At 61.7% G+C, this 13785-nt stretch carries 10 protein-coding genes; all 10 read right to left on the reverse strand.

The genetic code is table 11. The features are described from left to right. Positions 1-17 precede the first annotated feature (17 nt). Positions 18-968: a FecR family protein gene (locus ACFPN2_RS02230; RefSeq protein ID WP_380594536.1), complete on the reverse strand. Its 951-nt coding sequence runs from the start codon at positions 966-968 to the stop codon at positions 18-20. Next, complete coding sequence (locus ACFPN2_RS02235; RefSeq protein WP_380594538.1) at positions 965-1555, reverse strand: RNA polymerase sigma factor; 591 nt, start codon at positions 1553-1555, stop codon at positions 965-967. Before ACFPN2_RS02235 ends, ACFPN2_RS02230 begins: the two co-directional genes overlap by 4 nt. Continuing rightward, positions 1555-2247 (reverse strand): DUF6445 family protein, encoded by a 693-nt coding sequence (locus ACFPN2_RS02240; protein ID WP_380594540.1) that lies wholly within the window; start codon positions 2245-2247, stop codon positions 1555-1557. The genes ACFPN2_RS02235 and ACFPN2_RS02240 overlap by 1 nt, the downstream gene beginning before the upstream one ends. Continuing rightward, entirely contained in the window at positions 2244-3695 is a 1452-nt protein-coding gene (locus tag ACFPN2_RS02245; protein ID WP_380594542.1) for a tryptophan 7-halogenase, read from the reverse strand. The genes ACFPN2_RS02240 and ACFPN2_RS02245 overlap by 4 nt, the downstream gene beginning before the upstream one ends. Continuing rightward, complete coding sequence (locus ACFPN2_RS02250) at positions 3692-5227, reverse strand: tryptophan halogenase family protein (RefSeq protein WP_380594544.1); 1536 nt, start codon at positions 5225-5227, stop codon at positions 3692-3694. The genes ACFPN2_RS02245 and ACFPN2_RS02250 overlap by 4 nt, the downstream gene beginning before the upstream one ends. 4 nt (positions 5228-5231) lie before the next feature. Continuing rightward, positions 5232-8573 (reverse strand): TonB-dependent receptor, encoded by a 3342-nt coding sequence (locus ACFPN2_RS02255; protein WP_380594546.1) that lies wholly within the window; start codon positions 8571-8573, stop codon positions 5232-5234. 93 nt (positions 8574-8666) lie between these two features. Further along, positions 8667-9077: an OsmC family protein gene (locus ACFPN2_RS02260; protein WP_380594548.1), complete on the reverse strand. Its 411-nt coding sequence runs from the start codon at positions 9075-9077 to the stop codon at positions 8667-8669. A gap of 92 nt (positions 9078-9169) precedes the next feature. Further along, on the reverse strand, positions 9170-10798 hold the full coding sequence (locus tag ACFPN2_RS02265) for a cellulase family glycosylhydrolase (protein ID WP_380594551.1): 1629 nt from the start codon (positions 10796-10798) through the stop codon (positions 9170-9172). Positions 10799-10816: 18 nt separating this feature from the next. After that, a complete protein-coding gene (locus ACFPN2_RS02270; RefSeq protein ID WP_380594553.1) occupies positions 10817-13081 on the reverse strand; it encodes a rhamnogalacturonan lyase family protein in 2265 nt (754 codons plus the stop codon). A 248-nt stretch (positions 13082-13329) separates the two neighbouring features. Continuing rightward, complete coding sequence (locus ACFPN2_RS02275; RefSeq protein WP_380595290.1) at positions 13330-13716, reverse strand: winged helix-turn-helix transcriptional regulator; 387 nt, start codon at positions 13714-13716, stop codon at positions 13330-13332. Positions 13717-13785 lie beyond the last annotated feature (69 nt).

Consider the following 13785-nt stretch of genomic DNA (forward strand, 5'->3'; position numbering starts at 1 on the left):
TCCAATCTGTGACGAATTCAGGCCCGACTTTCCTCAGTCCTGCGTAGCGTGATTCGATTGCGTTCCATCTCCACCCGAACCGGCAGCAGGACCGAGATCGAGGTGGCGAAGGCCTGCGGATCGCCCACGCTGTAATTGCCGGATATCGGCATCTGCGCGATCTCCGGATCCAGAATCACAATCGGCCGGCGCGTATAGCGATTCATCGCGGCGACCGCCTCTGCAAGCGGCTCACCGAAGAATGCCAGCCGCCCCTGCCGCCAGGCGCCCGCCCGTTCCATGACCGGTCGCTCTTCGCGGACGACCTTGTCTTCGGCGAATACCACGAGTTGCCCGGCCGCCAACAGCCGCGGCATCGGCACGCCGGCCACGGGATTCTCCAGCTCGACCTCGAGCAGGCCTTCTTCCAGCAACACCGACACCACCATGCCATCGCGACTCACGTCGAAATGACCTCGCGGCGTGCTGATCCGCTGATCTCCCGCGATCACCTGGAACGGTCGGACTTTATCTTCAGCCACGTCGAAATGCGCCCGGCCTTTGCGAAGCTTCGCCTGGCGTCGCGTGTCGTTCATGGAAACGTGGATTTCAGTATCGGTATCCAGACTGACGAGCGTGCCGTCCTCCAGCGAAACCTTGTGCTGCTCGCCGATCTCGGTTGCATAGGTGGTGCCGGATCGCAAATAGACGACGAGCCCCGCGACCGATGCGGCCGCCAGGCCCATGCCCGCCCGCAAGACGTGGCGACGATTGACCCGCAGATCCGCTCGAGCCTGCTCGGGCCGACGATCGGCGGCGCCGGCCATCTCGAAGATCGCATTCGTGACTTCGAAGGCCGCGCGGTGGTCTTCGCTTTCGGCGAGCCAGGCGCGAAAGCCCCGCTCATCTTCGGCGGTCCGATCTTCGGAACGCAACCGGGCCAGCCACGCGGCTGCCTCGGCCCGCACTGCTTTGTCGCCGCCGCTCATTCGCCTTCCACCCAGTTCACCAGGAACAGGCTGGCTTTCGCGATGTGCTTCTCGACGGCACTCACCGTGATGTCGAGGCGCGCGGCGATCTCGCGATACTTCAACCCGTCCAGACGATGCAACAAAAAGATCTCCCGCGTTCTCGGCCCGAGCGAGTCGAGAGCAGCCATGACCTTCTCAAGACGTTCTCGGGCGGCCAAAACCTCAGGATGCAGCGGCTGGCCATCCGCCAGATTGAACATTTCACCGATATCGATCGGGCTTTCGCGGCGGACCTGCACCCGGCGCCGCTCGTCGATGGCCAGGTTCGCCGCCGTTCTGACCAGGAAGCCGGACGGATTATCGACCGTGTCCCGGGCGCTGTACTCGGACAGCCGCACGAACGCCGAATGCAATAGATCCTCGGCACTGTCGGCTCCGCCGACTGCACGCTTCACGGCCCGCAGCAGGTCCAACCACCCGCTTCGAGTATTCGGCAACTCTGCCATCTTGTTCGTTCCGACCTGATCCGTCGGGTGCGGACGGTCCCCCTGTGTTGTCGAATATGACAACGCTGAGCCGTCCGCACAAGAGGCGCGCTTTGGCATTACTTCGCTGCCTCGATGAACCCATTGACGGTGAGCCTGCCGACGGCAGGGTCCGCGCTGCCGGCGGCATCGGTCAGCAGCGCCGAATGTAAAACGTGACTGCGATAGACGATGAGACGATTGAATACAGCCTCGGACTGGCCGATCCGTTCGTAGTTCGTGTCCGACTGCATTTCCGCGAGCTCGCGACGAGCCGTGCTCTCATACTGAGCGAGCCTGAAGGCATCGACCGATTCAAAGCCCGTCGCCCGATGACGAAAGAATCCGGTGCCGCCGAAGAGGCCCCGACAAAGATAATGAACCATCGCCAGCCGATTCGGATCGGGCGAATCGCGATGGGGAATTTTCTGAATGGGCTGCGCCTCGGCCGCCCCGATCGTGGCCAGCGCGAAGAAGCCGAAATAGGAAAGGTACGCCGAGCTCGACAGTCCGAACGCAGCTTCGATGGGCCCGCGCAATGCCGTGATCACGGTCAGGTAATACGACTGCGGGACTGGCGCATTGATGCCTGGATAGTTGGTGTGATGTGGCACGTAGAACTTCGCCGCGCGAGCCGCGTCGATCATTGCCTGCGGGTCGGCGAGGACCTCATCTACAATCATGAGTGGCTGGCGTTCTACTCCGATGTGCTGTAACCGGACGCTGATAGCGCGTCCCAGCTGCAGCGGCTCACTCGCTTCAACTGCGCTCATGGACACACTCTCTGCAGATACGCGTCATGCGTCGCCTGTTCGAGCACCTTGTCCTTGATGAAGCGCAGGATGCGTTTCAGCTCGGACTTCAATACATCCAGTGGCGTGCAGTCAGCGGCGGGGTCGTAGGTTTCGGGGATCAGTCCGTGCCCGATGAACTGCGCGAGCCAGCTGTCCACGGGGAACGTTTCATGCTCGTACAACGGCACCTCGCCGCGAGCGCGGAAGGTCGCGATCCTGTGTGCCAGCTCGGGTGACGGATTTACCTCCCGTTTATTGAGAAGATAGTGGGCCACCTGGAAGTCGCGAAGACGCTCGCAGCTGAGCCGACTCACTCGATTGAACTCCGCCCGCTCGGCGGCCTCGACTTGCTCGCCCGCTGGGAACAATGACAGCAAGTGCACGAGCCCCATCTGGAGTGCTTGCACCTCCACGCTATGGATCGGATCAAACGTGCACGCCGCACCACCTATCGCGACGACGTTGCGGTCCCATGATCGCGAACGAATTCCAGGATCGCAGATTCGTATCGCTGCGTTCTGAAGTGCGAGGCGCGACACTGCGGCCGCCGATTCCAACGCCTCGCTCGAACTGCAACCCTCACTCGAATAGGCTTGAATCACGTGCGTGCATGAGCGACTTGGATACAACCCAACCCAGCCGTTCGCATGCGCTCGAATTTCCGCATACGCCGGGACGGACGCGAACGCGTTGCCCGAAGCAATGACGATCCGATCGATCGGACTGCCCTTCCGCCAGCTCTCTCGCGACACGCCCAGTGCGGAACCGATCAGCACAGCTTCGGGCCCACTCGCATCGATGAACAGCTGCCCGCCTATGCGACGCTCTTCATCCAAGACCACCGCTATCACGTCGCCCGTGAGTGGATCGAGGGTGCAAGTGGTTTTCTGCGCTTCATGCGCGGTGACTCCGGAGCGGAGTGCCAGTCGCTTCAAGTAGTCCGCGTACGCAACGGATGGGAGATGATAGCCATAGTCCGTGCGACCATAGCTCTCCGTCGCTCGATCAGGCACGAGCATGCGCCCATGTTTCGCGGCCGCCGCCGTCAGCGAGAAATCCTCGAGACTGGCGTTCGCGCCGAGCGCACGAGCCCGCAACCAATGCGGAAAGAAAGATTTGTAGTCGATCGCGGAGCCGTAGGCGCCGTATGCATGGACGTAAGCATGCTGCCCGCTCTTGAAATTCTGCCCCAACGAGAACACCCCGCGCGTCGCACCCAGCAACTCCGCCTCGTCGATCCGCAGACGATTGTGAAGCGCCTCGAGCGCCGGCTGCGTCGCATACACGTCGGCCGCATGAAGCTGCGTGGGCAGCTCAACCGCCGTCACACTGATGCCGGCCCGGTGCAGCGCCGTCTGAAGCACGCACGCCGAAAGCCACAGGTCCACATCTCGGCCAACGACGACAACCTTGCTGAGCGCGCTCATGACATCACGGCCGCGTCAGCTCGCACGCCGGCGCAATAGCGCGCGACGAAGTCCGTATGCGGCGGCATCGCTGCCGCATTCGATGCAATCGCCTGGTGCAACCAGCGCATCAACTGTTCGACTTGCTCGGCACTGACATTGTCGGCGAGGCGGTCATAGGCGCGCGGCATCAAGCCCTGACCGAACAGCACCGCCAGCCAGCTGTCGCGAGAGAACAAGCCGTCCTTGTAGTACGGCACATGGCCTCGTCCTAAGAACAAACTGATCTTGTGTGTGAGCGTGTCCGGGATGGGCACGCTCCGCACGTAGTCCCAGAGCGGTTCACCATGGCGCCGGTTGGCGAAGTAATGAAGGATCAGGAAGTCGCGCACGCGCGCGTACTGGATGTCGCTAAGTCTGTTGAACTCGTCAGCGAGTCGCGGATCGACCGCCCGGCCACGCTCCGGCGACGGCATGAGTCGCAGCAGATCGGACACCGCCGCTTGAATCAGAAAGATGCTGGTCGACTCCAGCGGCTCGAGGAACCCGCTCGCAAGCCCGATTGCAACACAGTTGCGTATCCATGCTCGAACGCGTCGCCCAGGCTTGAAACGCAGCAGCCGCGGCTCACCCAGCGGAGCGCCATCGAGCTGGCCGAGCAAAACATCGCGCGCCTGTTCATCGCTGATGAAATGACTGGAGAACACATAGCCATTTCCCGTGCGATGCTGTAACGGTATCCGCCAGATCCATCCGCCCGTTTGCGCCGTCGAGCGAGTGTACGGCGTGAACTCGGCTCCTCGCTCGCAAGGCACCGCCCATGCCCGATCGCATGGCAGCCACTGACTCCAGTCCTCCCACGGCACGCCAAGCTTCGCCCCCAGCAACAGCGAGCGGAACCCAGTGCAATCGACGAACAGATCTCCTTCGATGTGCGCCCCCGACTGCAGCGTCAGCGACTCAATAGCCCCTGACTCAGAGAGCGAGATGTCGCGAACCAGCCCCTCGATGCGTCGAACGCCGCGACCTATCGCCCAGCGACGCAGGAAGTCCGCGTACAAGCCCGCATCGAAGTGATATGCGTACGCATAAGACGCCCGGACCGACTTTCGATCCTGGTGAGGAAACTCAAACGCGTTACGACGGCACGCGGCAATGGCATAGGAATATTCCTGAAAAGGCGCGACCTGCTGACCAAGCTGCCGCGCCCGAAGCCAGTGATGCTGAAAATCCACCCCGCCCCACGGCTCGCCGAACACGCCGAACGGATGAATGTAACGATCGCCCGGCTCGCCCCAGTCCCGGAACTCGATACCAAGCTTGAACGTCGCGCGGGTCTCGCGCATGAACTGCGCTTCGTCGATGCCCAGCTGATCGTTGAACGTCTTGATGTGAGGAAGCGTCGCCTCGCCCACGCCCACCGTACCGATCTCATCCGACTCGATGAGCGTGATCCGATAGCGCCCTGAAGGCAGGGCGCGAGCGAAGGCGGCGGCGGACATCCAGCCCGCCGACCCGCCACCGACAATGACGATGTTCAAGGCTTGCGCCATGACCTCAGTACTTGAACCGCACTCCGAGCTGGAACCGACGATCGCTACGAATCCAGGCCGAATCGATCTTCACCGGCTTCGCGCCCGGCGTTGCCGCCGAGTCGCCGAAGATCTGCTGTTGATTGACCGTGGTCGTGTTCAGCAGGTTCGACGCATCCAGCGACACCTCCATGTTGTTGCCGATCTGATAACGAACCGACCCGTCCAGATAACCGCTCGCCTTCTGCCACATCGGCAAACCGATACAGCAGTCGAGGTTGTTGGTCAGGAACTCGGAGCGCCAGCTGTACGCCAGACGCGCGCCGATCGGCCCGTACTCGTACAAGGCGACCACGTTGTACGCATCGTCGGAAATACCGGCCAGACGATGCGAATCGAGCACCGCGCCGTTGACCTGCAAACCACCGCCGAACGCAATCGTGCCGCCGGCTGCATAACCAGGCTGAACCGCGAGGTTCGAGTTGCTGATGCCCGACTGATCGACGTGCGTGTAATTCACCTGCGCACCCAAACCGCTCCACGCGCCGGGCAGGAAGTCGAAGAATGTCTGGAAGCCCACTTCCACGCCTTTCAACGTACCGCCACCTTCGCCATTGCGCGGTCCGCGAACCGTCACCACCTGGGTCGTGCCGTTGTTGTCGAACTCTCGATCAAACTCGCCGTACGCAATGCTGCCGTTGAGCCTCTTGTAGAAGACGCCCAAGGTCAGCGAGCTGCTCTTACCCAAATAGTTCTCGTAAGAGAGATCGAAGTTATCCGCGGTGATGGGCTTCAGGCCGCCGAAGCCCGAATCGGCGCTGAACACGAAGTTATAACCGGTGACCTGGCCGGCGGCGTTGCGATTGACGTACGGCGAATCGGGACGCACGTTCAGCACCGGCGCCTGGACGCCGACAAAGTTTCGCAGCAGCCCGAAGTCCGGTCGCGACATGGACCGCGAGTAACCGAAGCGGACGTATTGACGATCGTCGATACCGAAACGGACGTTGAAGCTGGGCAGCCAGTTTTCGTACGACGCATCGACATCGTTGTCGGCCCCGCCGCCGTTGCTGAAGGCGAGCAAGTCGGGCGTCAGCCAGCAGGAAATGTTCGTGACCGCATCGGGGCCCAACGGAGTATTACAGGGCCGGGCGGCCTCCTGCAGATACCAGTTCGAGGTCGGGAACGAGACGCCGCCGGTGCTCGTAACATCGGTCTTCACGTAGCGCACGCCGACATTGCCGCGCACGTTCAAGCCGAACAGCGATGTATCCGCCCCGCCGAATTTCAGCATCACATACGCTGCCTTGCTCTTCTCCTGCACATCCAGCATCTCTGGATCGATAAAACACCCCGCGGTGTTCGTGAGTCGACTGCACAGAGGATTCCACGCCAGCGGCGAATCGGTCTCGACGCTGCTCAGCGCCGCGATGTGAGCATCGCGATTGGCGAGCGTGGCGCGATTCAGATAAACCAGCGGGCCGTTGTTATAAACGCTGCCGTTATAGAAGCTGCCGAGGCTGGTCGATTCCCAGATGCCGGCACCGTAGCCCTGGAACGTGCGCCCGGCGGCACAATCCGGATAGGCCGCGGGCGCGGTGTTGTCCGCATTGAAACCCGGACCGTTGCAGTTCCAGGGCGCCGCCACCGGCGACCAGTTGAACGTCGAGTAACGCACTTCCTGCTCGCGATCGGCATAGCGCACGCCGACCTTCAGCGAATCCAGCCAGCCGCTCTCGTCGATGTCGAATTCAAAGTCGGCTCGGGCGGCGGTTTCCTCGGCGTCGTTGTCCTCCCAGTGATCCTGGATGAACGGCACATAATAGTTGTGCGGGTTGGCCAGGCCACCGGCGGCATAGTTGATGTTCGAGCCCGGCAGCAACTTGATCTGCGGCGTGCCGTCGGAGTTGGTCGAGTACTGCACATCCGCCATGGTGCGGGCGGCGACCAGGATGTCGTAATTGTTGGTCTTCGCCTTGATGCGCTGGACATCGAAGGTGCTTCGAACGCTGTCGGTGATGTCCCAACGCAGGTTCAAAGAGATGTCTCGCGTCCCTTCGGTGTGCCCGAAGTTGCGCGCTTCATTCGTGATATCCAGGCCCTGACGATCGGTCGTACAACTGCCGTCGCCGCAGTAGTTCACGAAGGGCATGCCGGGCACAGCGGAAGCTCGATTGATGCTTTCCTGCCGGCTGCCCGTGCCCCAACCGCCCGCGCCCGAAGGCTGCGTGAGCACACCGGATTCCAACATGCCGTCCGCGCCGAATCTGAAAGCGGGTGTACCGGCGGCGGGCGCGATCGTCGCTGTCGTTTGCGGCGAATAGGCCGCCGCGCCCCACAAGTCGAAGAAGCCGACGTTCGAGCTTCGCTCCAACCATGGATTGTCGTAGCGAGAGTCAATGAACTGCAGCGTCGCCAGCACCTTCTCGTCACTGCTCTCGAACTGAAGTGCCGCCGAGGCACCGTGACGCTCACGGTCATACTCCACTTGTGAGAAGTTCACTTGGCGCGGCATGTACTGCCAGCCACTGCCACCGTACGGTGACGAGGTACAGGCGGGAGTGCCATCCGCGTCGATGATGGGATCGCCGTTGCCATCGATGTTGCCGCCGTTACAGAAAGCACCGATCCGTTGCATGACGACGCCTTCGCTCTGCGTCTTCACATGCGAGTAGGCGTAGTTGACCATCGCGCCGATGCGGCCGGCACTGATTTCCCAGATGTTGCTGTAGATGCCCGACGCCTCATACGTCGTGTCGTCGACGCGATCGCCGTAGTTCGCCCGGCCCGTCAACGACAGCACTTGTCCATCGGAATCGAACGGCAGTCGCGTCCGCAAGTTGACGGTGCCGGCGATGCCGCCTTCGATCATCTCCGCGGTCTGGTTCTTGTAGGAATCGACGCCCGCCATCAACTCCGGCGACACGTCGTTGAAATTCAGGCCGCGATAACCGTCGGCGGAAAAGCTGTCGCGCCCGTTGAACTCGGTGCGCACGAACGTCAGGCCGCGAATCAAAACGCTGGCCGGCTCCGCCGAGAAGTGCGTGCTGTCGTCGCTCGACTGCAGCCGGGAGACCGTGATGCCCGGCACCCGTTGCAGAGCTTCGGCGACCGATTTGTCTGGAAAGGCACCGATGTCCGTCGCCGTGATCGAGTCGACGAACGTGTCCGCATCCTTTTTGATTTCCTGCGACGTCTCCAACGACTGCCGCACACCGACGACGACGACTTCCTCCACCTCCGCCGCCGCACTCACTTGCACCACCGACGAGAGCGCCGCTCCCGTGGCAATCGCAATCGCGTTACGCAGCTTCAGGTTCTGACGGACGCAGTTGCCCGCTCGCACACCCTTCTTTGGCAGTGTCACGTGAATCCCCCTGATTCGAGTTTGTTGGCGCAGCGTCTGGCACTGCTGTCAACGTCATGACGAACTCGGGGGAATTTTCCTCAGCGGGAGGCGTTATTGACCGATCGACACGTTCGAGGCGATCCCGACGCCCTGCTTGATCGCCAGCGTCACGGGCGTACGCTCGATGATGTCCGCGAGCCGGGCGCGCTGCTCTTCGCTGATCGCGGCGGAGACTGAGACCGCTCGCGTGATCCTGGCGACTTCTTTACTTTCCCGGATGTACTCGAGCTTCACCGAGACATTGCCGAGATTCCAGCCTTTGCGATCGGCATACATGCGCAGGGTGATGGACGTGCACGAGCCGAGTGCCGCGAGCAAGTAGTCGAACGGCGCGGGACCGGCGTCGCCGCCGTCGCGATCCTTGGGCTCGTCGGCAAGCATCTTGTGGGGCCCAGCCGTGACGTGCTGAACGTACTGTGCAGCCCCGGCCTCACCGAACACGGCAACTTCAGAAATGACCATTTTTAATGCCTCTGTCATCGACATTCGACAGAGGCATTGTACATGGAGGGCGGTCTATCCCGCCCTCACCCACTTGAAAGCCCCGTGCGCGATTAGAACGTACCGCTCAGCGTAAACGGCTGTCCGCCAGCCGTTCCCGTAACGGTGTAGGTGTCGCCGCTGGTCGGATGCACCGTCCCGTTGCCTCCCATTTGCACGGCGAAGGTGCGATTGGTTCCAGGCGTCAGCGTCTGGCCCGCATTCAGCGAGAACACATAGGTGATCGCGCTCGCCGTGCTGCTGTTACTTTGCGAGATGATGCCGCCGATGGTGTTGTACTGACCGGATGCGCTCACGCCCGTCGTTCTCTGCACGGTGATCGTGATCGACAACGCAGTGATATTCGCCGTGTTTGACAGCCGCAACTGCTCCTCACTGAACCAGCCACTGTTGCTCGTCACAACACCTGTGGCGGTCACCGATCCTGTGGGCGAGCTCTGGCCTGCCTGCGTTACGGCGATCGGGCGCGAGATCCCTCCGCCGCTCACCGTCACTGTTCCCGTGCGAGCAGTCGTTCCCGTGTTCGCCGTCGCGCTGACAGTGAAGCTACCGTTGTTCGTGCCCGACGTAGGCGCGACGGTCAACCAGGTTTGATTGTCCGTAACCGTCCAGCTGACGTTGGATGTCACCGCCACCGGCGACGAAGACGCGCCAGCGACGAACGAGAGCGCGGCCGGTGAGACGTTGAGACTGTTGCCGGTGCCCTGGAAGACACTCGCGATTACCGAGGTGGCTCTAATGCCGTTCGCGCCATTCACGATGCGCTCGCCCCAGGACGTAAACGTCGTGCTGAAGTTCTGCACCATGTCGAGCACGACGCCGCCGCTGCCATTCCCGGACCAGGACCAGCCGATATACCCATTGGCGCGCTGCTGGGCCTGGGAAAAAATCGTCTCCACATCCACCGGCTGCCCGTTGTTCTGCGGACCGAACTCACCGATCACGAGCGGCAGCGCCATGTCATCGAAGGCCTGCATGTACGCGATGATCGGCGCCGACGTTTGATACACCTCGTACATGTGCACGCTGAAAAGCAAATTGCGACGTGAGTCGGCATTCCACAACTGCATGGCGTTGGTGCGCATGGTGTTGGACCAGTCCTGCCCCCAGGTGGCGCCATCAATCATGATCGTGTGCGTCAGACCGGCGGTACGCAGCGCCTGGATCGCGGCGATGGTGTCGGGCAGATAGTTCGCGGTCGTCGTATTGCCGAACGGCTCGTTCGCGATGTTGACGATCACGAAGTTTTCCTGGCCATTGATGGCCGCGCGAATATCGGCGCTGGTCCAATATGCAACGGCATTCGAGATCGGCACTGCTGTCGTCTGTTCGCTCCAGCCGGTGGAATCGTGGACCTCGAGCACCGCAATCATGCGATTGTCCTTGGCCCATTGAATGAGCTGGCTGACTTGCGTGCCGGACACGCGCGCCCACTGCCCACCGGTCGACAGCACGATTCGCACCGTGTTCGCCCCGGTGGCCGCCATCGCCGCGAAATCCTGCTGCGTCGGCCGCGATTGGTACCACGTGTACGGATAGTTGATGCCGCGCATGACGAACGGCACGCCGTTGTTGTCGACCAGCTGGCCGCTCTGAATGGAAAAGCCCGCGAAACTGAGGCCAGGCGCGAGTAGCAGCGTCAATAGAAGCAGCCGCGCGAGACTCTGAAAAGCAGCTCTCATAACCCCTCCTTGGGTGTGCTATTGGACGGCGATCTGATCGATGTTGCCGAGGTCCTGCCCGGTCGACTCGAATCGCACCACATTGCTGCCGTTGTTGAGCGCGACAGCGACGTTCAAGCTCGACCACGCGGTCCATGCGCCGGTCGGATTGAATGTGAGGTTCTGAGCCACGCCGTTCACCAACAGTCGTCCAGTGCGACTCGAAGTCGCTCCCAGTGCATAGCGAATGACCAGCGTCTTGTTTCCTCCACCGGCGCCGTCGACGCCTTGGATCTCGAGATATCCGCCGTTGGCCGACGAATTCACATAGGCGCTGCCGATGTAGCCTGCGTTGGTCGCTTCAGTGACTGTCCCGCCGCCGAGCACGCCGCTTTCGGCCTGATACGTATCTTGAGTTCCTGGATTCTCACCGCCGACAATCGTGATATTCGGTGTCGGCGGCGACGACATGTTGGCGCCGACAAAGAAACTCGGATGCGGTGGCTGGTTGTAGGCCACGTTCTGCCACGCCAGCGCGACTCGATACTGCGGATCGTGCAGGAATGTATAGAAACGATTCGTTGCCACGTTGGTCGTGGTGAAGATGCGCAAGTAGGCGTTGTCGGTGGTGCGCCAGATCACCTCCTCGCGCCAGTCACCGAACACATCGCCACTGAGCGCCGGCGTCGACTTGGTGCCGTTGTTCGAGGTGACGCCCGAGGCCGTGAGCAAGCGGGTGTCGGCCGAGGTCCCGTACTTATCGATGTGATTGCTATCGAGCAACTCACGGATCGTGTCCGAGTCCCACCACACGAGGAAATTCGCGGAGCCTGGCGTGCGCCCGATCGACGTGCCCGACGCGTTAAATAGATTCGTCATCCCGGGCCCGGAGCCCCAATACTCCGCGCCGGCGTTTCCGGCGTAGATGTCACCCGCAACGCCTCGACCCGGCCCCTCCGTGCCCGAGGTGTTGTTGATAGCAAATATTCGCGCGCCCGTGCGCGCATCGCGAAGGTCGGCACCGGGCACGGAGCTGGACTCATGAATGTCCCAGATTTCGAGACCTGCGCGCGACGGCACGAAGTCGCCGACATGCAGGGCATCGCCATGCCCCAGGCCGCTGACGTAAAGCCCCCGACCCGTGTCATCGATGGTCGCGGCCCCAAAGATGATTTCCTGACGACCATCCGCATCGACATCGGCGATCGACAGATTGTGATTGCCCTGCCCCGCATACGCCGAGTTTCCTGACGTGTTGCTGTCGAACGTCCAGCGCTGGGTGAGCGCGCCGTTGCGCCAATCCCAGGCGACGATCACCGCACGCGTGTAATACCCGCGCGACATGATCAAGCTGGGCCGTTGCCCATCGAGATACGCGACGCCGGCCAAAAAGCGGTCGACGCGATTTCCGTAGCTGTCGCCCCAAGAGCTCACGTCGCCACGCGCCGGGACATAGTTGGTCGTTGCCAGGATCGCGCCATTCTGTCCGTTGAAGATCGTCAGGAACTCCGGCCCGCTCAATACATAGCCGCTGCTGTTTCGATAGTCAGCGCTCGAGCTGCCGATGACTTGCCCGGTGCCGCTGCGCGTACCATCGGCGGTTTTCACCGCCACTTCGGCGCGGCCGTCGCCATCGAGGTCGTACACGATGAACTGCGTGTAGTGCGCTCCTGCTCGGATGTTTCGCCCGAGATCGATGCGCCACAGGCGTGTGCCGTTCAGCTCATAGGCATCGAGATACACATTGCCCGTGTAGCCGGATTGCGAGTTGTCCTTCGCGTTGGTCGGATCCCACTTGAGCACGTACTCGTACTCGCCATCCCCGTCGAGGTCGCCGATGCTCAAATCATTCGCCGTATAGGTGTACGCCTCGCCGCTCGGCGTCGTCCCGCCTGCGGGGATCTGCAAGGGAATTTGCAGATGCTGTTGGGTCGCCGCGTTGGCCGGCAATGTGAACGATGCGCTATTGGCCTGCTCGACACCGTTCAGCACCGGCCGCACGAAGTAAGTATTGGCTTGCGTCGCTGGCGCCGAAGTGTCGACGAAGTTTGTGCTCGCCGTGATCGGCGTGCCATTCAGCAGCGTGGCGGCGCCGCCCGCAGTGGAACGATAAACGTTGAAGGCGATGGCGGACAAATCGATACCAAACAATCGCCAGCCCACGTAGACCTGAGAACTGCTGCTGCGAACCGCGACGACGCCGCGCGATAGTCGCTCCATCTGTGCTTGCGAGTGTGCCTCGAACATCACGGCAAACAACATTGGAAACAACAAACAGACCCGCATCCATCCTTGATGCCTCATGACTGCTCCTTTGCATCATGTTCAGCGCTGTCGGCGGAGGGGTCGCGCACGATCCATCGCGCAAGGCCGCGGCCAAGCGTTAGTTGATTTCGTTCTCGCATCCCCCGGTCGCCTCAACTTTGTGAGGCGGTTCTAAGCGCGCTCACAGTAACGCAAGCATCGCCACAAACCAATCATATTCGATCATATAATTTGAGCCGGCAGTCAGTATCAATCGGGATCGCTGATATATGTTTCAGTGCGCGATCTCAGCTGCTGACGCCCGGACGTTTCGGCAGCATCGGCACGCGCTTGGGCCTGCGTCGATGACTCGGCTTCGCCGTCCCGCCGTCATCGAAAACTTTGCGTGCGGCTTCGATGCTCGGGCGATTCCGGCGCACCCACGCCGCCACCGCAGAGATCGGCTCATAGAGCGAACGACCTAACTTCGTCAGCTCATATTCCACTCGCGGCGGAATCGTCGGATAGACCGTTCTCGTCACCAAACCGTCGCGCTCGAGATCGCGCAGCGTGAGCGTGAGCATGCGCTGGGAGATTCCGCTCACCGTGCGGCGAATCTCGTTGAAACGCATGGGCCCGCTCTTCAGCAGCTCCACGACCAGCACGGTCCACTTGTCGCCGATGCGCGCGAGCATCTCGCTGATCGCGCGACACTCGGTGTGATCGCCTTCCTCAGTAGGTATCAAAAATGTGCCTCCGGCTAG

Source organism: Steroidobacter flavus (assembly GCF_042651805.1).
GTDB lineage: Bacteria > Pseudomonadota > Gammaproteobacteria > Steroidobacterales > Steroidobacteraceae > Steroidobacter > Steroidobacter flavus.

Excerpts from the sequence above, each read along its gene's own strand:
- ACFPN2_RS02230 (WP_380594536.1), bottom strand. The coding sequence starts at position 968 with ATGAGCGGCGGCGACAAAGCAGTGCGGGCCGAGGCAGCCGCGTGGCTG.
- ACFPN2_RS02235 (WP_380594538.1), bottom strand. The coding sequence starts at position 1,555 with ATGCCAAAGCGCGCCTCTTGTGCGGACGGCTCAGCGTTGTCATATTCG.
- ACFPN2_RS02240 (WP_380594540.1), bottom strand. The coding sequence starts at position 2,247 with ATGAGCGCAGTTGAAGCGAGTGAGCCGCTGCAGCTGGGACGCGCTATC.
- ACFPN2_RS02245 (WP_380594542.1), bottom strand. The coding sequence starts at position 3,695 with ATGAGCGCGCTCAGCAAGGTTGTCGTCGTTGGCCGAGATGTGGACCTG.
- ACFPN2_RS02250 (WP_380594544.1), bottom strand. The coding sequence starts at position 5,227 with ATGGCGCAAGCCTTGAACATCGTCATTGTCGGTGGCGGGTCGGCGGGC.
- ACFPN2_RS02260 (WP_380594548.1), bottom strand. The coding sequence starts at position 9,077 with ATGGTCATTTCTGAAGTTGCCGTGTTCGGTGAGGCCGGGGCTGCACAG.
- ACFPN2_RS02265 (WP_380594551.1), bottom strand. The coding sequence starts at position 10,798 with ATGAGAGCTGCTTTTCAGAGTCTCGCGCGGCTGCTTCTATTGACGCTG.
- ACFPN2_RS02270 (WP_380594553.1), bottom strand. The coding sequence starts at position 13,081 with ATGAGGCATCAAGGATGGATGCGGGTCTGTTTGTTGTTTCCAATGTTG.
- ACFPN2_RS02275 (WP_380595290.1), bottom strand. The coding sequence starts at position 13,716 with ATGCTCGCGCGCATCGGCGACAAGTGGACCGTGCTGGTCGTGGAGCTG.